Source organism: Fructobacillus sp. ESL1117, from assembly GCF_058508565.1.
In genome coordinates this window covers 840,940-860,967 of record NZ_CP196385.1, presented here as the reverse complement: position 1 = coordinate 860,967, position 20,028 = coordinate 840,940, and the positions used below count along the sequence as shown (strand labels likewise).

Sequence of the window (20,028 nt, the reverse complement as noted above, 5' to 3'; positions counted from 1 at the left end):
CAATGGTAGAAACTGAGCACCGACAATCGAATATTCGACCGTTAAATGCTCGGATTGCCAAGCAGATTGCTGCCTCTGATGCCCGTCGCGAAGCCAGTCGTAGGCACTATGCCAGGGCTCACCACTTACGGGAACGGCGGATTGTCTTAGTCGGCCTTGCCGTCGCGGCGGTTTTCATGGTTCAACTTGTCATGGGGCAGGTGCGATTGCACGCTGCTAATCAAACGTTGACTAAGTCCGAATTGGCCCTTCAAGCTGTTCAAAAGCAAAATAAATCCTTGAAGAAAACGGCGAACCAATTGAATGATCCAACTTACTTGCAACAAATTTTGCGTGATAAGTACGGATACTCACGTAAGGACGAAACAATCTATAACTTACCGGACAAATCTTAATTATTTGTTTGAAAGCCACCCTGGATAAGGGTGGCTTTTTCTTTATGACAATGGGTAAAATAAAAGCGATGAAGAAAACGATTGCACAGACAATTAAAGAAACAGAATGGCCAAACAAGGTGGTGTTAGCGGTCTCTGGTGGTCTCGATTCGATGACTCTTCTTGACTCATTGCGTCGTTATCGGCCGGAGCTGGATTTGGTCGTTGCCCATGTCAATTATCAATTGCGTGGTGCTGCTTCCGATGGCGATGAGGCCTTTGTGAGAAATCAGTGTCAGGATCGCCAAATTCCCTGTTATGTTAAAAAAGTGACAGCGCCAGGAAAAAACGGCGTTGAGGCTTGGGCGCGAAAAATACGTTACGATTTTTTTGATCGAGTTGCCCAAAAAACTGGTGCCAAGGCTATTATCCTGGCCCAGCACCTGGATGACCAGGTGGAAACGCTACTGTTACAATTAATTCGGGGTGGCGTAGCCCAACATAAGTGGGGAATGTCGGGGCAATCAAATTACTATTTGCGACCCTTTCTTGATTTTTCAAAAGAAGAGCTGAAAGCTTACGCCCAAGAGCACCAAGTCAGTTGGCGGGAAGATGCGACAAATGCAGATCCGAGTTATACCGGCCGTAACCAACTGCGCCACGAAGTTATTCCGGCCTTGATGGCTATTAACGCCAAGGCAAAAGACCATTTAGTTGATTTTGCCAAGCAGGAGGCTGCTGACCAAGTGTTGTTACGGGAGCAGGTGAAAAACTTTTTGCCGATTTTTCAGACTGATTTTCAGCGGGTGCCAAGGCCCTGGTGGGCGAAAACCGTGTTGTTGTGGTTGCAAAATCAGGGAATCTATCATGTTAAAAATGGACAGTTGGCTGCTATTTTGTCTCTATTGGCCAATGAACAAAAGCCAAATGGTCAGGTTGACTTGGGGGATGGTTGGCTGGTGGTGAAGGCTTATTCTCAGGTTCAACTGGTAAAAGAAGAAAAAACTGCAAAAAATGGCCGAAAGCCCGAAGAACTTGTGTTAAAATTAGACCAATGGCAATTTTTTGACCGTGGCCAGCTTTTGTGGACACAAAAAAAACCGCAAAAAGCTGATCAAGCTCTGGTTTTACCCGAACATTTGGTAGGCGATTTAACGTTATCTTTGGCTCAAAAAGCTGATCGTGTCCCTCTGAAAATCGGCACAAAATCAGTGCGTCGTCTCTTGATTGACAAAAAAATTCCGGTCACATTACGGGAGAAGACCTGGCTATTAACAGATCAAAGTCAAACAGTTTTGGCTGTTTGGTTAGGTCAACAGGTTTGGTACCTGCCCGCCGGACGTGATCGTCCGAATGTAGCTAAGCAATGGTTAGTATGGCGAATTGAGGAAAATTAGTGAATAACGATATCGAAGAAGTATTATATGACCAAGAGCAAATCCACGAAGCAGCGGTTCGCCTTGGTCAAACCATTACCAAAGACTACGCGGGGAGAAAGCCCCTCGTTTTGTCAGTGCTCAAAGGGGCGTACCTTTGGACGGCGGATTTGGTTCGTGAAATCGACTTGTACGTTGATTTAGAATTTATTAAAATTTCCTCCTACCACGGTGGGGTAACATCGTCCAATGAAATTCAGTTGGTAACAGATGTCCAGTCTGATGTTGCTGGACGCGATGTTTTGATTTTAGAAGACATCGTTGATACAGGTCAGTCCTTGCTATTTTTGAAGGACTTACTTAAAGATCGTGGCGCTAACTCCGTGCAGGTCGCTACGTTCTTAGACAAAAAGGGTGGCCGAAAGATTGAAATCGATGCCGATTATGTTGGCTTCGACGTTCGTAACGAATTTGTTGTTGGTTATGGTTTGGACTATGCAGGCTTGTATCGTAACTTGCCTTACGTTGGTATTCTGAAAAAGGATATTTATAGTTAACATCCATTTAATCTCACACCCGTATAATTTATAGCAACTTTTATCAAGATTGAGGACTCCCGATGAAAAAAAATAACGGTGGCTTCTTTAGAAGCTCCTTTCTATATGTCATCATCTTCTTGGCGGTTATTGCCGGAATTTACTCACTAGTTGGTGGGTCAAGTGGCGGAACAAAGACGTTATCATCGTCTGATTTCGTTAAGCAATTGTCTGACAAAGAGATTGACTCTTTCACAATCCAGCCCGGTAACGACGTTTACACGGTGACTGGAACTTATAAGAACAGCCAAAAGTCATCATCGACTGGTCAAGGCTTGAATAGCCTTTTGGCAAATCAGACTTCGACAACGAAGTTTTCAACTTCTGTTTTGGAAAATGATTCATCATTGAAGCAAATTACTGATTTGGCCAAGAAGACCAACACTGATATGACGACCAAGCCAGCACCATCTTCTGGCTTCTGGTTGAACTTGATTATTTCAATTGTGCCATTGCTCTTGATTGTTGGTGTCTTCTACTTGATGATGTCCCAATCAAGCGGTAAGGGCGGTCAAGGCGGCATGATGGGGAACTTTGGTAAGTCAAAGGCCAAGCCTTCTGATCCGAAGGACAACAAGATTCGCTTTGAAAACGTCGCTGGTTCTGATGAAGAAAAGGAAGAACTGGTTGAAGTTGTTGAATTCTTGAAATCACCAAAAAAGTTCGTGGATATGGGCGCCCGGATTCCAAAGGGGGTTTTGCTTGAGGGCCCTCCCGGAACTGGTAAGACATTACTAGCAAAGGCTGTTGCCGGTGAAGCCTCCGTACCATTTTTCTCGATGTCTGGTTCAGACTTTGTTGAAATGTTTGTCGGTGTTGGAGCCTCCCGTGTCCGTGATTTGTTCGAAGAAGCAAAGAAGGCTGCCCCTGCCATTATCTTTATCGATGAAATCGATGCCGTTGGTCGTCGCCGTGGTTCCGGTGTTGGCGGTGGTAATGATGAACGTGAGCAGACGTTAAATCAAATCCTGATTGAAATGGATGGATTTGAGAACTCTGAAGGGGTAATCATTCTGGCATCAACCAACCGTTCTGATGTTTTGGATCCAGCCTTGCTTCGTTCAGGTCGTTTTGACCGCAAGATTTTGGTTGGCGCTCCTGATGTTAAGGGTCGTGAAGCGATTTTAAAGGTTCACGCTAAGAACAAGCCATTGGCACCGGCCGTCGACTTGAAGGCAATTGCCCATCAAACGCCTGGTTATGTTGGGGCTGATTTGGAAAACTTGTTGAACGAAGCGGCTTTGTTGGCTGCTCGCCGTGACAAGAAGTTAATTGACTCCGCTGACTTGGATGAAGCAGAAGATCGAATTTTCCAAGGACCTGCCAAGGCAAACCGGGCAATGTCCGAGTTGGAGCGCAAGACAACTGCCTTCCACGAAGCCGGTCATGCTTTGGTTGGCTTGGTTCGGTCAAACGCTTCCGTTGTTCGGAAGGTGACAATTGTGCCGCGTGGACGCATTGGTGGTTATGCTTTGATGACGCCAAAGACGGACCGTTATAACATCCGTTATTCAGAAGCTAAGGAACAATTGGCTGGTTTGATGGGTGGCCGTGCCGCCGAATTGGCAACATTTAACGAAGCTTCATCGGGTGCTGCTAACGATTTCCAGCAGGCAACGAATTTGGCCCGTCAAATGGTGACGGCCTATGGAATGTCTGAAAAGTTGGGAATGGTCCAACTTGAAGGAAATGCTTCGGTTGGCTATAGCGAACAGGGTGGCGCCCAGTCATATTCAGACGAAACGGCTGCATTGATTGATGAAGAAGTGCGTCGTTTGACAAGGGAAGCCTTTGAAGAAGCAACCAAGATTTTGACGGAGCACAAGGACAAGTTGGCAGCGATTGCCAACGCCTTGTTGGATGTGGAATCATTGGATGAAAAGCAGATCAAAGACATCTACGAAACCGGTCACTTTACCAAGAAGGGTGAAGAAGACGAGGAGGATGCCAAGTCATTTGATGAAACCAAGGCTTCCTTGGACCACAAGGAAGACGAAGTGGAAGATGAAGAGCAAAAGGGTGATGAAAACCCAACAAAGCCTCTTGACCAAAATGATGAACAAGCTGAATCCGCAGACGATACGACCGACTCAGATCAATGAGTTTTTTAAAAAAGTTGGCTTAGGCCGGCTTTTTCTTTTACAATAAAGACAAGAACAGATAAAGGAATTTTTATGTCAGATCAATTAATTAAGGTCATTACAAAAGACGAGGCCTTCCGTGCCTTTGCTATCGACGGGACAAAGTTAGTCCAAGAAGCAGCAAGTGCTCACCATGCCTCACGGATTGCAACAGTCGTTTTGGGACGGGCATTGCTAGCAACAGAAATCTTGGCCCAGGCAACCCTGAAGGGCGAGGAACGTCTTGGCGTGAAGATGGACGGTAAGGGGCCGATTGGTAACGTTGTGACGGAAGCAGATGCGCATGGGGCAGTTCGTGGTTATGTAACGAACCCTCAATTGGAACCAATCGTTAACGATGATGACCAATTAAACGTGGCTGGTGCTGTCGGCAACCATGGTTCTTTCCAAGTGACAAAATTAGCGCCTTATTCAAAACCCTACCTCGGTCAATCAATTATTGTTTCTGGTGAAATTGGTGATGATTTCACTTATTATTTGACTCAATCTGAGCAGATTCCATCCGTGATTGGTGTCGGTGTGACCATGAATCCGGATGACACAGTCGCATCTGCTGGCGGTTTTTTGGTCCAGGCATTGCCGGGAGCAACAGAAGCCCAGTTGGATCAATTAGATGAGCACTTGCAGCAGATGACACCACTGTCGCAGTTATTGTCTGAAAAGAAGGGACCTCTAGCAGTTTTGGATGATCTTTTGGGTAAGGATAATTATACGTCTTTGTCTTCCGTGGCTGTTGGCATCGCCGCTGAGCCACCAAAAGAGGCCTATGGTGAAATGCTAGCCACGTTACCCTCTCATGAAGTTCAGGCAATGATTGATGAAGATGGTGGTGCAGAAGTTGTTGGTCGTTTCTCAGGGAAGAAGCACTATTTTGAAGCCAGTGAACTAGAAAAAATCTTAAGCAAGATTCTAAAGCGTGAAGCCGAAGTTGAAGAAAAAGCTGATGAAAAATCAGATTCGGATCACGAAAAGAGCGAAGACTAACGTTAAGAAAAATTGAGAAAAGACGATGAGACGGGCAAACCAGGCGGTTTGCCCTTTTGTCTTGGCCGTTGTTTTGTTATACTGGAACAAGATAAATGAGCGAATATTCGCCGACAGGAAGGTAGATAGATATGGCTGAAGAAAAAGCCTTAAATGATCAAATGGTCGCCCGCCGTCAAAAGATGAAGGCGCTAGTTGACGATTTGAACATTGATCCATTTGGACATCGTTTTGACCGAGACGCTTTGGCAGCGGACCTCCATGAACAATACGATGGGAAAACACAAGAAGAGTTAGAAGCAAACCCAGTTGGGGTGATTATTGCTGGCCGGATGGTTGCCAAGCGTGGCGCTGGGAAAGTTATCTTTGCTGATGTCCGTGACCGCTCAGGTGAAATTCAGGTTTATGCTCGCCGTGATGACTTGGGGGATAACTACCCAATCATTAAGCGCGCCGATTTGGGTGACTTCTTAGGAATTAAGGGTCAGATGATGAAGACTGAGGCCGGTGAATTAACCATCTTGGTAACCCACTTGACTCATTTGTCAAAGGCCTTGCGCCCAATGCCTGATAAGTTTCATGGTATTTCAGACGTGGAAACGCGTTACCGTAAACGTTATCTTGATTTGATTGCCAATAAGGATTCTTTGACTCGGTTCCAAAACCGCTCAAAGATCGTTTCAGCTATCCGGGCCTTTATGGATGGTCACGATTTCTTAGAAGTCGAAACACCTATCTTGCAAACGCAAGCTGGTGGTGCCGCCGCTAAGCCGTTTATTACTCACCACAACGCCTTGAATATTGATATGTACATGCGAATTGCAACTGAATTGTATTTGAAGCGTTTGGTTGTTGGGGGAATGGAACGGGTCTATGAAATCGGTCGGATTTTCCGTAATGAGGGAATGGATCCAAAGCACAACCCAGAATTTACGACCTTGGAATCATATGGCGCCTATTGGGATTTCACAGACGTAATGGACGAAACAGAAGGCATCTTCCGTGCTGCTGCTAAGGTTGTCCATCCTGATTTGCAAGTGAACTATCAAGGCACTGCCATTGATTTGTCAAAGCCATTTGCTCGTAAGCATATGGTTGACTTGATCAAGGAAAAGACTGGTGTTGATTTCTGGCCAGAAATGACGGTTGAGGAAGCTCGCCAATTAGCGGACGAACATCATGTCAAGTATGAACAGTACTGGCAGGTTGGTCACATTATCAATGAATTCTTTGATAATTTTGTTGAAGATACTTTGGAACAGCCGACTTTCGTCTATGGTCACCCAGTGGAAGTGTCGCCATTGGCAAAGAAGAATGCAGATGATTCACGCTTTACAGATCGATTTGAGCTGTATATCGTTGGTTCTGAATTTGCTAATGCCTTTACCGAATTGAACGATCCAATCGATCAGCGAGCACGTTTTGAAGCTCAAGCAGCCGAACGTGATAACGGTAATGATGAAGCCGAAGGGATTGATGAAGACTTCTTAGAGGCTTTGGAGTACGGTATGCCACCTACCGGTGGCTTGGGAATTGGAATTGACCGTTTAGTCATGCTGCTAACGGATGCCGCTTCCATTCGTGATGTCGTGTTGTTTCCAACGATGCGGCCAGAATAACTTTTTATTTTGCTAATAAATAGTTGACACGCTTGGCTTGATTTTGTATACTTATATAGTTGAGCCAAGCGCTTTATTCCGACTTAGCTCAGTTGGTAGAGCACCTGACTGTTAATCAGGTTGTCGCCGGTTCGAGCCCGGCAGTCGGAGTATAAAAAAGATCAGACAGAAATGTCTGGTCTTTTTTTTGTCGCAATGGCTTCTAACTTTAGCGGTAAAAATTAAACATTTGTCTTCTACAAGGAAGAATAAAAAGGATCAAGACGAAGGCTAAGAAGTAATACCAGCAAAAATTGTATTAACTTGCCCACGAATATGGACAGAGGGAGCGGTTAATTGTATATTTTGCGATAATTTTCTATGAGAGGGATAATAATTGTCCTTGTTGACTAAGACCAATGGCGCTATACTAGTTGTTAGTGTTTTGCCAATCGTGGCAAAAACGGAGAAATAATTTGCGTCTGTGAGCGCTAATTTTGAAAGGAAGTAAATTTAATATGGCAGATGTTTCCCCTATGCAGAACACAGAGGTTTTGCATCACAAGCATTTTTCTAAAAATCAGAAGTTAACGCTATGGTCGACAACGGCTGGTTTTGGACTTGAGAATATGGATGTCATGTTCATTTCCTTTGCTTTATCTTCAATCATCGCATCTTTGCACATTAGCAATTTTGCGGGTGGGTTGATTGCCACAATTTTTTCAATTGGAACGTTGGTCGGTGGCTTGAGCTTTGGAATGTTGGCTGATCAATTTGGTCGTGCACGGATTTTTACGAGTACATTGGTCATTGTCGCATTGGCAACAGCCGGAATGTACTTTGCCCATAATATTTGGATTTTATATGCGTTACGCTTTATTGTTGGTGCAGGAACCGGTGCCGAATATAGTGCCGGCGTGACAATGGTGGCCGAAGCATTTACGGGAAAGAAAATCGGGCGTTTGATGTCCATCGTGCAAATTGGTGGACAAGGTGGGTCAATCTTGGCTGCCCTTGCAGCGGCAGTAATCATTCCTCGTTGGGGCTGGAATGCTTTGTTCTTAGTCGGCCTTTTGCCGGTTGCGTTTGCATTTTTGATTCGAATCCACCTGAAGGACAGTCAAGAATTTGAGCAAGCCAAAGAACAGCGACGGGCCAATCAGCAAGAAACAATCCGCGTCCCCCTTTTAGCAGTTTTTCAAACGCCGGCGATGGCTCTGCAAACAATCGGACTGATTTTGATGATGATGGTTCAAACAGGTGGTTACTACGGCTTAATGAACTGGTTGCCTAAGATTATGCAAAAGCAATTAGGTCTCTCCATTTCGTCATCTTCAATGTGGATGATTGCTACCATTGTCGGCATGTCTTTGGGCATGTATGCCTTTGGTTTCATTTTAGATTACTTTGGTCCACGGTGGGCCTTTGGCATTTTCTTGGTTGTTGCAGCCGCTTCCGTTTATTTGATTCCAATGGCCAATAACGCTTGGTCATTACTATTGATTATGATGATGGTGGGCTTTTTCTCTAATGGTATGTATGGTGGTTACGGTGTTGTTGTTTCCCGATTGTATGGGATTGATGTCCGTGTGACCGCTAATTCTGTTGTTTCATGTGTTGGAAAACTCTTTGGCGGCTTCTTTCCGGCCTTGATTGGTTTGATGATGGATAAGACATCACTTTCAGTGGTCATGGTGTTCTTCTCAGCCATTTATCTTTTTTCTTTCTTGATTATGCTACTGATTCCAGCATTAGGTAAGAAAACTCAATTTTAATAATGAATACAGCAAAAAACCAGGTAAAATCTGGCAAATTATTCCATCAGTTCAAGACGTTAGGGAGTGATTCGCAGGTTAACCTGGTTTTTTAAGTATTAAACAATTATTTGATCACGGCGAAACCACCAGTCCAAGCAATTTGCTTGGTAACGGCTAAGGTCATTTGCAAGAAACCAATTGATTCTAATTCACGGGCACGACGCAAAGCTCCGGCATCAACAACGTCAAGGTCGCTTCCCTGAAAGGCTTTTTGCAACAATTCTTTGCTGTCCTTGTTATCACCAGCAGTCAAAACTTCAACAGGGTTATTGCCAACTTTACCAGATACGATGTTGGCCGCAAAGATGGTATTAAAGGCTTTTAAGACGTGACTGTCTGGTAAATCAGCTTGTAATTGGGCAGTTGCTGAAGAGTCGGCTGGAACGTCCAAGCTGTCAAAAGTTTTAAAATTAACAGGGTTGGTAGTTTCAACAATTGTTTTGCCGGCAAATTTTTGTTGGTATTCTTTGGCAATGCTTGTCAATGCGCTGTAAGGAACAGCCAAAATAACTAAATCAGCAACCGTGTCTACCTTATGTTCTGTTGTCACGTAGTCGACTTGGTTGCCGGCTTTTTCTAATTGAGCGCCAACGGCTGAACCGATATTTCCTTTACCAAAAACAGTAACATTCATGTGCAGTCTCCTTTTCAATCTAATGATGCCTACATTGTAAGACGGCACTGTGTCAGTGTCAAAGTTTGGCTGTGGATAGTGGGGTCGGTCTCGGCTGATTTTCTAAAAAGTTAATAAAATAATGTGTGAAAATGATTGACAGTCCCCGCTGCAAATGGCATAATATAATAGTTGTTTTAAACGACAAGTCATTCCGACTTAGCTCAGTTGGTAGAGCACCTGACTGTTAATCAGGTTGTCGCCGGTTCGAGCCCGGCAGTCGGAGTTATGCCGATGTAGCTCAGTTGGTAGAGCACGGGTATCGTAAACCTGGGGTCGAAGGTTCAAATCCTTTCGTCGGCATCATGAATAAAAGCTTGAAAGCTAACAGTGGGAGCAACCTGCTGTTAGCTTTTTCTTTGTTCCTTACCTTGCTTATAGCTGTTAATTTTTGTATTCTAAAACCATTATGTAAAAGGATTAACCTGCTTGAAAAGACCGGAGCTAAGGCTTTTACTGAGATAGGGGAGGAATTAGATTGATGTGGCAAATTAAAACTTTTAATGAACTCAGCAATCGTGAAATTTGGGCGATGTACCGTGCCAGGATGGCCGTTTTTGTTGTTGACCAGCACATTGAGTACCAAGACGTTGATGAGCAGGATCTAACGGCCCTGCATGTCTTCTATGAAGAAGATGACGAATTGTTGGCTTACGCCCGCATTTTCCAAAAAAGCGATGACACAGTAACCTTTGGCCGGGTACTGACCGTCAAGAAGGCCCGTGGTAAAGGCCTTGGCAAAGCCCTGGTTCAACAATTAATGGATGTGATTGCTTCCCGCTTTGTTCAAGACAAAATTGAAATTGAGGCTCAACAGCATGCAATTGGCCTTTATGAGCGGTTTGGCTTTGAGGCATACGGCGATACTTTTTTGGAAGTTGGCGTCCCGCATCAGATGATGGCTAAAAAAATCAGAAAAAGTCAAAAAAGATCTGAATGAATTCTACACATAATCAGTATTAATACTACAAGGGCACGTTAACTTTAGGTTGGGTGGTCTCGAACTGATGCGAGCCTAAAATTAACTCGCAAGCGGGAATTTTGGACCATTTCAAAGAAAAAGCACTCAAACAGTTAAGTTTGAGTGCTTTTATATTAGTTGCTACCAAATGGTTATAAACACTGGTATAGCAGTGTTTCATTATGCGGCTGGCGGGAGTCGAACCCGCACGTCCTAAAGCGGACACAGGATCCTTAATCCTGCGCGTCTGCCAATTCCGCCACAGCCGCATGTATTAATACAACTATCAAATTTTACCTAGAATTGTTATTCTTGTCAAGCGCTGATCTTCTTTCTTCTTTTTATTCGGTTTTAATAGTAATTTTTGTTAAAATAGACATTGATTGGAGAATACCTATGAAGTTATTTAATTGGTCGAACAAAAAAGACCAGCAAGACAAAGAAATCCAAACGCAGGTTGATTTCCTGCAGGCTGAAAACGATCAGCTCTTGGACCAAGTTGAGTCCTTAAAGCTCGACATAAGTGAAGCACGTAGTGAAAACGAGCATTTGAAGGAAGCTTTGAATCGGTCAACCTTCCGTCAGGGGTTAATTAAAATGACCATTGGCATGGCCACTTTAATTGTCTCTTATGCGCTTTTGGTTTTGGTTGGAGAGCGCAATACCAACTTGCCCTGGCTATTGTTGATTGAGGCTGTCTTCTTGTTCTTGATGCTGAATCGGGGAGAAAGTAAATGAGTGCGCAGGACCGGCAACCATTTGTCGTAGCCAATTGGAAAATTAACATGATGCCGGACCAGGTTGCTCCCTATCTGGATACTGTTTTACCCGCTTTGACAGGTGAGAAGGAAGTTGAAGTTGGCATCGCCGCGCAAGACCTGTATTTAAGCCAGATGTTGCAGGCTGCAAAGGGAACTCCGCTAGCAATTGTTGGTGAAAATTCTCATTGGGAAGATGATGGTGCTTTTACTGGTGAAACGTCACCAAAAGCTTTGGCAGCACTTGGCGTTGAATACGTTTTAATTGGACATTTTGAACGACGAAAGTTTTTTAATGAAACGGATGAGACGGTGAACTTAAAAGCGTTAGCAGCGCTGCGCAATGGTTTAAAACCGATTGTCGATTTAGATGAAGACTTGTCGGTTTACGGCCACCTGGTGCCTGAAAAGGTTATCTTAAAGCAGTTACAGGCAGCTCTTGATGGGGTTACGGCAGCCGCAATGGCGCAAGTAACGATTGCTTATGAACCAACATGGGCAATTGGTTCTGGGTCTGCAGCATCGGCTGATCAGGCTCAAGAAGCAGCTGCTTTAATTCGACAAAGCTTAGCTAATTTATACAATCGAGACTTGGCTAATACCATTCGCATTCTGTATGGTGGCTCAGTGACGCCGAAAAATGCACCTGCTTTTTTATGCCAGCAAGACATCGACGGGATCCTGGTCGGTAAGGCCGCCTTGGATCCCAGACAGTTTTTGACCCTGGTGGACCAGGCGAAAAAGTAAAATTAGTTCTCAGACAAATCTGCCAAACCGTTGGCTAAGCTAGAAAGAACCCATTTTTCCTGTTCATTTTACCTGGTAAGGGTGTTATAATTTAGTTGGTTTTATAAATATTAACCACAGACAAAAGGAGAGCATAAAATATGTCTTTGATTTCAGATATCATCGCACGTGAAGTTCTTGATTCACGTGGAAACCCAACAGTCGAAGCTGAAGTTATCACTGAAGTTGGTGGATTTGGCCGCGGAATCGTGCCATCTGGTGCATCAACTGGTGAACACGAAGCTGTCGAATTGCGTGACGGTGACAAGAACCGTTTCGGTGGCAAGGGTACGACTAAGGCCGTTGCTAACGTTAATGATGTAATCGCTAAGGCTTTGGTTGGTAAGTTTGACGTAACTGACCAACGTGCCATCGACCAAGCCATGATTGACTTGGATGGTACTCCTAACAAGGGTAAGTTGGGTGCCAACGCTATCTTGGCCGTTTCAATCGCAGCAGCCCGTGCTGCTGCTGATGAATTGGGTGTTCCTTTGTTCTCATACATTGGTGGCATGAACTCTTACGTTTTGCCTACACCAATGATGAACGTTATCAACGGTGGTGCTCACTCAGATAACAAGGTTGACTTCCAAGAATTCATGATCATGCCTGTTGGTGCTCCTTCAATCAAGGAAGCCATCCGTTATGGTTCAGAAACTTTCCACGAATTGAAGAAGTTGTTGGCCGCTGATGGCAAGGCTACTTCAGTTGGTGATGAAGGTGGATTTGCCCCTGACTTCGCTAACAACGAAGAACCATTGCAATACTTGATTAAAGCGATTGAAGCTGCTGGTTACAAGCCTGGTAAGGACATCGCCATTGCTGTCGATGTTGCCTCATCAGAATTGTGGGATGCTGACAAGTCAAAGTATGTTTTGCGCTGGTCAACAAAGGAAGAATTCTCAACTCCTGATTTCATCAAGTACTTGGAAGACTTGGCTGACCGTTACCCAATCATTTCAATCGAAGATCCTATCGATGAAAACAACTGGGATGACTGGGCTGAAATCACGAAGGAGCTTGGCAAGAAGGTTCAATTGGTTGGTGACGACTTCTTCGTTACCAACACTGAATACTTGGCTAAGGGAATCCGTATGGGTGCTGCCAACTCAATTTTGATCAAGGTTAACCAAATCGGTACTTTGTCAGAAACAATGGATGCCATCGAAATGGCTAAGGAAGCTGGTTACACGGCGATTGTTTCACACCGTTCAGGTGAAACTGAAGACACTACGATTGCTGACTTGGTTGTTGCTACTAACGCCGGTCAAATCAAGACAGGTTCAATGTCACGTACTGACCGTATCGCCAAGTACAACCAATTGATCCGTATCGAAGAATTGCTTGCTAATACTGCTAAGTATAAGGGTGTTCACGCATTCTACAACTTGTCAGCTGACGCACGCGAAGCAATCCAAGCTAAGTAAATAAATTTTTAACGAAAAACGCCTTGTGGGGCGTTTTTTTGTGTTTTCTTTCGTATAATATGGGAAAAGATTATTCAGATAAAAATTGCTTTGTCAAAGAGGGGGATGCATGGTAACACGTTGTCGTTGGGCTGTAAATTATAAAGAGGGAACGCCAATGGTTACCTACCATGATCGTGAGTTTGGTCACCCCGTACGAGATGATGATCAACTTTTATTCGAGTTGCTGACATTGGAACTTTTTCAATCAGGCTTGAGTTGGCGAACGGTCTTAAGTAAGCGAAAAAATTTTAAGGTTGCTTTTGCTAACTTTGATATTAACCAGGTGGCCCAATTTGATCAACAAGATGTTGAGCGACTGCTCTTTGATGCTGGCATTATCCGTAATCGGCTAAAAATTGAAGCAACAATTAATAATGCTCAACAAATTCGAAGGCTCCATCATCGGGGTGAGACATTTTCTGATTTGGTTTGGCAGCAGACCAATGGTCAAATACTCGATATTGGTGTTAACCAGGAGGAAAAGCCAGCCAGTCGCAATACACTTTCTGAAAACTTTAGTAAGCGGCTGAAAAAAATCGGCTTTAAGTTTCTGGGACCAGTGACTGTTGAATCATTTTTGCAGGCTGTTGGTGTTGAAAATGCACATGATTTAGAATGTGACTTTCGTTAATATTGAAGAATCAACAAGAAAAAGCACCTGCATTCAATTAAGAATGCGAGGTGCTTTTTGTGTGAAGTACTGCGAAACTACTCCATCGTCGTTATAAACATTGATAGATCAGCACTGTTTATGCGCGATCCGGGAGTCGAACCCGGATTGCAAGAACCGGAATCTTACGTGCTATCCATTACACTAACCGCGCGAACTAGATTATTATAACCTACTTTGCGGGAATTTCCAAGTATGTTTCACCGATTTTCTGAAAAGAAACCTGGCCGGCAAAGCGGTTTTTCAGTTCTTCCTCAAAGGCTTTTACCTGATCCGGTGCAACCGCTACTTGGTGGTGGACGGCGGTGTCGAAATCAGTGGCAAAGACCGGGTAATCTTCTTGCTTCAACCAATAAGTCAGTTGATCATTATTTTGGTAATCAATATCAATTTGAATTTTTTCGCGCCAAAGGCGTTCAACCAAACCGGCCTCATCTAACCCTTGGGCAACGGTTCCGGCATAGGCTCGGATTAACCCACCCGCGCCAAGCTTAATTCCTCCGAAGTAGCGGGTAATAATGGCCAAAATATTGTGAACCTGACGTTTCTGCAAGACTTCAAGCATCGGAACCCCAGCCGTCCCAGAAGGCTCACCGTTGTCCGAATAGCGCTTAATTTCATCGTTGTCCCCAATGACATAGGCAAAGACATTGTGAGTTGCCTTGTGGTGTTTTTTGGAAATCTGGTCGATGTAGGTCTGTGCCTGTTCTTCAGATTCGATGCGAAAGAAAGAAACGATAAAGTCTGATTTTTTGATTGTTTGTTGCCAGGAATAATCATTCTCAGCGAGTAGGTAAAAAGGCTCCATAGCTCGTATTATAACATGACTAAATTTAGAAGGTAGGTAGAAAAATGAATGTCGAGAACCTTTATGGCCGCTTGGTAACTTGGCCCAAAGAAATTGATCCACCAGTACCTTGTCAAATTCTACCGGCCTTTAAAAAAGGGGTCTGTCAGCGTTGTGGGCAAAAAGAACGAGCGAGACTTGCCGGCAGTGGTTTTTACTGCTTAAAGTGCCTGAACATGGGACGGGTTTCGACTAATGACTGCCTGCTCACAATTCCGGAGCCCAATCTCTTTCAAGCTAAAAGTCACCTTAGATGGGATGGCCGGCTGACTGATCAGCAAGAGCGGGTTAGCCGAGATTTGATGGCGAGCTATGCTAAGCGAGAAAATCGGTTAATCTGGGCGGTCACCGGTGCTGGTAAAACGGAGATGCTGTTTCCATTAATTGACCATGCATTGCAGAGACAAGGACGGGTTGCCATTTTGACGCCGAGGGTCGATGTTGTCCTTGAACTAGCGCCACGATTAGAGCAGGCTTTTGATTGCCCAATTCAAGTTCTCTACGGTCAACATGGTAGCCGGTACCGTTATAGCCAGCTGGTTTTAGCGACGACTCATCAGGCGTTACGTTTTTATCGTGCTTTTGACTTATTAATTATCGATGAGGTTGACGCTTTTCCTTTCCGGGGTGATGGTGCATTAGCTTATGCCGTTTTACGGGCACAAAAAAATCAAGCGAGTGTTGTTTATTTGACTGCGACACCAACGGCTGTGTTGAAACGCTTAGTCAAGCAGAAACGATTAGCTCAGTCCTATTTGCCACAGCGTTTCCATCGCGGCCTGTTACCGCAAATTCAGGTTCGCCGGATTGGCAATTGGCGTAAGCAACCACCAAAAAAACTATTAAAGGCGGTTCAATTCTGGATTGGTCAGCAGAACCCCTTTTTGGTTTTCGTGCCACGAGTTAATGATTTAGCGCGAGTATTTGACTATCTGCAACGTTTTCAGACAATTAATGGGGCAACGGTCCATGCTGCTGATCCTGATCGTGCTGAAAAAGTTCGCGATTTGCGGTCAGGAGTCTACCGTTATTTAATCACGACGACGATTTTAGAGCGCGGGGTGACGCTACCGGCCTTGGAAGTAGTGATTTTGGGGGCGGATGATGCTGTTTTTTCAACAGCAGCGCTCGTCCAGATTGCCGGACGGGTGGGACGGTCTCAAGAGCACCCCGATGGTCTGGTTTTAGCACTCGTGCAGGAGCCGACTTTCAAATTACGGGCAGCTCGCCAGCAAATTGCTGATTTGAACCGTCGGGTAAAACAGATGGGCGCCATACCAACAGATAGCCAGGAGGATGAGATTTGAATTGTTTACTCTGCCAAGAAGGTTTTCAACCAGTAGTCACAATGGGCCAGTTGGTCTTTAATCGAAAGCAAGCCAAGCAGTTGTTGTGCCCGAGATGTTTAAATTGTTTTGCTCGTTTAAAGGGAACGTTGTGTGGTGGATGCGGCCGTCAATTGGTCCATCGAATCCCAGTCGAGGGGACACAACTGATTTGTCCAGATTGCCAGTTCTGGCAAAGTCAGGGTTACCGCCTACTTGGCCATCGAGCCTTGTATGCTTACGATGGGCAATTAAAGGAATACATGTCCCGCTACAAGTTTATGGGGGATTATCGACTGGGCCTCGTGTTTCAAAAGGAAATGCGGCAAATGATTCGACGCCTGGTAAAAGAACGGCAAATCGACCTAGTTATCCCCATCCCGGTAAGTAAGAAGCGGCTTTTGCAGCGGGGGTTCAACCAAGTCGAGCCATGGCTTGTGCGTTCTGCCAAAGCAGTTTTGGAGGTGGCTAATCATAATAAGGTTGACCAATCTCGTTTGGATCGAGCAAAACGGCTCAAGACACCCCAGCCATTTGCCATTGCTGACAATCAAGCTGCATTAGTGGTGAGGGCGAAAATCTTGGTTGTTGATGACGTTTATACGACTGGACGGACACTTTATCATGCAGCCGACTGCCTTTATCAGGCTGGGGCTCGCTTTGTGTCATCAGCTTCGTTAGCTCGTTAAGTCGAATAGAAAAAATTTTTGCCTATGAGCATTTTGGCATAGTGAGAATCTGTGTGAGAAAAGCTTTGTTACATTGCCGGTTTGTCCTTTCTGTTATAAAATGAAACGAATAAAAGGAGAACTTTCATGCCACCACTTTTGACTTTGACCACAACGATTGCCGCCATCTATTTTGTCTTTTACCTGCTTCGTCCGATTGATTTTGGCAAGTTACTACCAAAAAATCCTTTGCAGGCGGCCGTGCTCAAAGTAGTTGTTGCAACCAGCCTCGGATTTTTGCTGGCAACGGCACTAGTGTCGCTTTTGAATTCAGCCTTACAACTACCAGGAACTCTCCTAAAAGATTTCTAAGAGATGCCGGCCGAAACTGGTCAAGTATGATATAATTTAAAGGATTGTAGGGGACTGTTTTTTCTTTTAGACCCTACCGAACATGAATTTTGGAGAAATAATAACCATGGCAAGAGATATTGGAATTGATTTGGGAACCGCCAACGTTTTGATTTACGTTGAAGGCGAAGGTGTGGTCCTTAATGAACCTTCCGTTGTCGCCGTTGACGACAAGACTGACCGTGTTTTGGCCGTTGGGGCTGAAGCCTACCGGATGGTTGGTCGGACACCCGGAAACATTCGGGCCGTTCGTCCTTTGAAGGATGGAGTCATTTCTGACTTCGATATTACAGAAGCGATGTTGACTTACTTTGTTAACAAATTGAACGTCAAAGGCTTTATGTCAAAGCCAAACATCATGATCTGTGCACCAACAAACATTAGTGAAATTGAACGTAAGGCAATTATTCAAGCCGCTGAAAAGGCTGGTGGTGCTAAGGTTTATTTGGATTACGAGCCAAAGGTTGCTGCTATTGGTGCTGGTTTAGATATCTTTAAGCCAGTTGGTTCAATGGTAATTGATATGGGTGGTGGAACTTCTGATATCGCCATCTTGTCATTGGGTGACATTGTTGTTTCAGAATCAATCCGGGTTGCCGGTGATCGCATGAACACTGATATCGTCAATTACTTGAAGCGTGAACATGGTTTGATTGTTGGTGAGCGTTCAGCAGAAACCATTAAGATTGAAATTGGTTCTGCCTTGAAGTCAGATACGCCAAAGACGATGACTGTTCGTGGCCGTGACAACTTTGAAGGCATGCCACAAACGATTACTGTTAACTCAAACGAAATTGAAGAAGCCTTGCATGACACGTTGGTTCAAATTGCTGACGCTGCCCACTTGGCTTTGTCAAAGTTGCCACCTGAACTGGCTGCTGACATCATCGACCGTGGTGTGATGTTGACCGGTGGAGGTGCATTGCTCGATGGCATGGATAAGTTTATTGCCGATCGTTTGACAGTTCCTGTTTTTGTTTCAGAATCACCATTGGACAACGTGGCCAAGGGAACTGGGGCATTGTTGGAACACATGATGACGAAAAAATAAGGAGCAGTCATGAGCAAGAAAAATCAGAGCTTTGGCGTGTCTTTGGTCACAAAGGACGACGAAATCCAGGTTTTGGTTGATGATCAACCAATCGGTAAAATCGAACAAAATCAGGGTAGCTATACTGGTGTTTTAGGCAAGCAGGTTGTCATTGCCAGTGCTCAATCGACCGATGAAGCCTTGCAGGCAATCCTCGCATCATTCAATCTCTACCATTAATTTTTAAAAAGAATCCTTTGCCGCGGCAAGGGGTTTTTGTACATAGAACCACCTAAAAATTTTGTGCAAAAGGAAGATTCACCATGCAGCGTATCGCATCACATAAAACCGACCGGCCATCTGCTTCAGAGTTGGATTGGGGCATGATTTTAATTTTAATCTTGCTGATGTTAATTGGTCTGTACTCCTTGTACTTTGCTATTTTAAACGGTGGTAAAGGTGCCTCACCGATTAGAGCTGTTATTATGCAGATTGTTTACTGGATTGCTGGTGGCGTGATGATTGCTTTCATTATGCATTTTGATGCCTTCCAGCTCTGGCGATTAGCACCCTTTCTTTATGCCATATCCTTTATTTTACTGATTGCCGTTCTGATTTTTTATAATCGGGCTTTGTATGCGAATGCGGGTGCTAAGTCATGGATTGTTATTGGACCTGTTTCGATTCAGCCGGCGGAATTTGTAAAACCATTTTATATCGTGATGTTAGCGAAAATTGTCGCTAGTCATAACCGTTTGTACCCAACCCACCAGGTTGATTCCGATTGGTTGTTAATTGCTAAGATTGCCGGATGCTTCTTACCATTGGCCTTCTTAATCGCCTTACAAAACGATTTGGGGACACTTCTCGTCTTTATGGCCATCACGGCTGGAATTGTCGTTGTTTCCGGCATTACCTGGCGGATTCTGGGGCCAGTCTTTGCGGGTGTGGGCGTCTTAGGCGGTGGTATGATTTTCTTAGTGGCTTCGACAATTGGTCGAAGCATTCTGGGAACATTAGGTTTCCAGTCTTACCAATTTGCTCGAATTGATGCCTGGTTGCATCCAGGCCAAGATACCTCAAATACTGGTTATCAGACGTATCAAAACTTGAAAGCTATCGGATCTGGTCAACTGTTTGGGTCTGGGTTTGGTAATATGAAAGTCTTTGTGCCTGTTCGTGAATCGGATATGATTTTCTCAGTAATGGGCGAGTCCTTTGGCTTCATTGGAGGCGCCTTCTTAATTTCCTTATACTTCTTTTTGATTTATCGCATGATTAAGGCAACGTTTAAGGCTAAAAACGCCTTTTATGCTTATATTGCTGCCGGTGTGATTATGATGGTTTTGTTCCACGTCTTTGAAAACATTGGTATGAACATTGGTCTCTTACCATTGACAGGAATTCCACTGCCCTTTATTTCACAGGGAGGGTCGTCGCTGGTTTCGAATATGATTGGGGTTGGGCTGATAATGTCGATGTCTTATCAACAACAAAGTAGAACTTTCAACGATTCGAACGAATTTAATTTGTAAAAGGGTGCT

Annotated in this window: 20 protein-coding genes and 5 tRNA genes; 21 read left to right on the top strand and 4 right to left on the bottom strand. The window is 44.4% G+C overall.

Going from position 1 to position 20,028, the window contains the following annotated elements:
* Window positions 1-2: 2 nt before the first annotated feature.
* From ACSYSH_RS03745 to ACSYSH_RS03710, 8 genes are all read left to right on the top strand, one after another.
* Window positions 3-395 carry an FtsB family cell division protein gene (locus tag ACSYSH_RS03745; protein WP_252773507.1) on the top strand — a complete coding sequence of 131 codons (393 nt, stop codon included), beginning with the start codon at window positions 3-5 and terminating at the stop codon, window positions 393-395.
* A 44-nt stretch (window positions 396-439) separates the two neighbouring features.
* On the top strand, window positions 440-1,771 hold the full coding sequence (tilS, locus tag ACSYSH_RS03740; RefSeq protein WP_491706139.1) for a tRNA lysidine(34) synthetase TilS: 1,332 nt from the start codon (window positions 440-442) through the stop codon (window positions 1,769-1,771).
* Window positions 1,771-2,307, top strand: coding sequence for a hypoxanthine phosphoribosyltransferase (gene hpt / locus ACSYSH_RS03735; protein ID WP_252773509.1), 537 nt, complete (start codon window positions 1,771-1,773; stop codon window positions 2,305-2,307). Before tilS ends, hpt begins: the two co-directional genes overlap by 1 nt.
* A gap of 62 nt (window positions 2,308-2,369) precedes the next feature.
* A complete protein-coding gene (gene ftsH / locus ACSYSH_RS03730; RefSeq protein WP_252773510.1) occupies window positions 2,370-4,448 on the top strand; it encodes an ATP-dependent zinc metalloprotease FtsH in 2,079 nt (692 codons plus the stop codon).
* Window positions 4,449-4,520: 72 nt separating this feature from the next.
* Entirely contained in the window at window positions 4,521-5,471 is a 951-nt protein-coding gene (gene hslO / locus ACSYSH_RS03725; RefSeq protein ID WP_252773511.1) for an Hsp33 family molecular chaperone HslO, read from the top strand.
* Between the two features lie 131 nt (window positions 5,472-5,602).
* Window positions 5,603-7,090: a lysine--tRNA ligase gene (gene lysS, locus ACSYSH_RS03720; RefSeq protein ID WP_491702356.1), complete on the top strand. Its 1,488-nt coding sequence runs from the start codon at window positions 5,603-5,605 to the stop codon at window positions 7,088-7,090.
* 77 nt (window positions 7,091-7,167) lie between these two features.
* A tRNA-Asn gene (locus ACSYSH_RS03715) sits at window positions 7,168-7,240 on the top strand.
* Between the two features lie 347 nt (window positions 7,241-7,587).
* Complete coding sequence (locus tag ACSYSH_RS03710) at window positions 7,588-8,844, top strand: MFS transporter (protein ID WP_252773513.1); 1,257 nt, start codon at window positions 7,588-7,590, stop codon at window positions 8,842-8,844.
* Window positions 8,845-8,950: 106 nt separating this feature from the next.
* On the opposite strand, the gene ACSYSH_RS03705 is transcribed toward ACSYSH_RS03710, so the two are convergent.
* Window positions 8,951-9,520, bottom strand: a complete 570-nt coding sequence (locus tag ACSYSH_RS03705) for an NADPH-dependent F420 reductase (protein WP_252773514.1) — start codon at window positions 9,518-9,520, stop codon at window positions 8,951-8,953.
* 192 nt (window positions 9,521-9,712) lie between these two features.
* Here ACSYSH_RS03705 and ACSYSH_RS03700 point away from each other — a divergent pair.
* The 3 genes from ACSYSH_RS03700 to ACSYSH_RS03690 all read left to right on the top strand — a co-directional run bounded on the left by ACSYSH_RS03700 (window position 9,713) and on the right by ACSYSH_RS03690 (window position 10,499).
* A tRNA-Asn gene (locus ACSYSH_RS03700) sits at window positions 9,713-9,785 on the top strand.
* Window positions 9,786-9,789: 4 nt separating this feature from the next.
* Window positions 9,790-9,862: transfer RNA gene (locus tag ACSYSH_RS03695), tRNA-Thr, on the top strand.
* A 178-nt stretch (window positions 9,863-10,040) separates the two neighbouring features.
* Entirely contained in the window at window positions 10,041-10,499 is a 459-nt protein-coding gene (locus tag ACSYSH_RS03690) for a GNAT family N-acetyltransferase (protein ID WP_252773515.1), read from the top strand.
* Between the two features lie 204 nt (window positions 10,500-10,703).
* On the opposite strand, the gene ACSYSH_RS03685 is transcribed toward ACSYSH_RS03690, so the two are convergent.
* A tRNA-Leu gene (locus ACSYSH_RS03685) sits at window positions 10,704-10,789 on the bottom strand.
* Window positions 10,790-10,916: 127 nt separating this feature from the next.
* On the opposite strand from ACSYSH_RS03685, the gene ACSYSH_RS03680 reads away from it, so the two are divergent.
* The 4 genes from ACSYSH_RS03680 to ACSYSH_RS03665 all read left to right on the top strand — a co-directional run bounded on the left by ACSYSH_RS03680 (window position 10,917) and on the right by ACSYSH_RS03665 (window position 14,164).
* A complete protein-coding gene (locus ACSYSH_RS03680; RefSeq protein ID WP_252773516.1) occupies window positions 10,917-11,258 on the top strand; it encodes a bZIP transcription factor in 342 nt (113 codons plus the stop codon).
* The gene (gene tpiA, locus ACSYSH_RS03675; RefSeq protein ID WP_489816035.1) at window positions 11,255-12,025 is read left to right on the top strand and encodes a triose-phosphate isomerase; all 771 of its coding nucleotides are present in this window, start codon (window positions 11,255-11,257) and stop codon (window positions 12,023-12,025) included. The genes ACSYSH_RS03680 and tpiA overlap by 4 nt, the downstream gene beginning before the upstream one ends.
* A gap of 140 nt (window positions 12,026-12,165) precedes the next feature.
* The gene (eno, locus tag ACSYSH_RS03670) at window positions 12,166-13,491 is read left to right on the top strand and encodes a phosphopyruvate hydratase (RefSeq protein WP_047974695.1); all 1,326 of its coding nucleotides are present in this window, start codon (window positions 12,166-12,168) and stop codon (window positions 13,489-13,491) included.
* A gap of 109 nt (window positions 13,492-13,600) precedes the next feature.
* Complete coding sequence (locus ACSYSH_RS03665; protein WP_489816034.1) at window positions 13,601-14,164, top strand: DNA-3-methyladenine glycosylase I; 564 nt, start codon at window positions 13,601-13,603, stop codon at window positions 14,162-14,164.
* A 121-nt stretch (window positions 14,165-14,285) separates the two neighbouring features.
* On the opposite strand, the gene ACSYSH_RS03660 is transcribed toward ACSYSH_RS03665, so the two are convergent.
* Window positions 14,286-14,357, bottom strand: a tRNA-Arg gene (locus ACSYSH_RS03660).
* Window positions 14,358-14,375: 18 nt separating this feature from the next.
* A complete protein-coding gene (locus ACSYSH_RS03655) occupies window positions 14,376-15,011 on the bottom strand; it encodes a YigZ family protein (RefSeq protein ID WP_491702357.1) in 636 nt (211 codons plus the stop codon).
* A gap of 215 nt (window positions 15,012-15,226) precedes the next feature.
* Between ACSYSH_RS03655 and ACSYSH_RS03650 the strand changes: the two genes are divergently transcribed.
* The 6 genes from ACSYSH_RS03650 (at window position 15,227) to ACSYSH_RS03625 (ending at window position 20,019) form a co-directional block, all read left to right on the top strand.
* Window positions 15,227-16,357 carry a helicase-related protein gene (locus ACSYSH_RS03650; protein ID WP_491702358.1) on the top strand — a complete coding sequence of 377 codons (1,131 nt, stop codon included), beginning with the start codon at window positions 15,227-15,229 and terminating at the stop codon, window positions 16,355-16,357.
* Window positions 16,354-17,064: a ComF family protein gene (locus ACSYSH_RS03645; protein ID WP_491702359.1), complete on the top strand. Its 711-nt coding sequence runs from the start codon at window positions 16,354-16,356 to the stop codon at window positions 17,062-17,064. Before ACSYSH_RS03650 ends, ACSYSH_RS03645 begins: the two co-directional genes overlap by 4 nt.
* Before the next feature lie 126 nt (window positions 17,065-17,190).
* On the top strand, window positions 17,191-17,415 hold the full coding sequence (locus ACSYSH_RS03640; RefSeq protein ID WP_252773523.1) for a DUF1146 family protein: 225 nt from the start codon (window positions 17,191-17,193) through the stop codon (window positions 17,413-17,415).
* A gap of 106 nt (window positions 17,416-17,521) precedes the next feature.
* The gene (locus ACSYSH_RS03635) at window positions 17,522-18,505 is read left to right on the top strand and encodes a rod shape-determining protein (protein WP_252773524.1); all 984 of its coding nucleotides are present in this window, start codon (window positions 17,522-17,524) and stop codon (window positions 18,503-18,505) included.
* 9 nt (window positions 18,506-18,514) lie between these two features.
* Entirely contained in the window at window positions 18,515-18,724 is a 210-nt protein-coding gene (locus ACSYSH_RS03630; protein WP_252773525.1) for a DUF2969 family protein, read from the top strand.
* Between the two features lie 83 nt (window positions 18,725-18,807).
* Window positions 18,808-20,019, top strand: coding sequence for an FtsW/RodA/SpoVE family cell cycle protein (locus ACSYSH_RS03625; RefSeq protein ID WP_252773526.1), 1,212 nt, complete (start codon window positions 18,808-18,810; stop codon window positions 20,017-20,019).
* Window positions 20,020-20,028 lie beyond the last annotated feature (9 nt).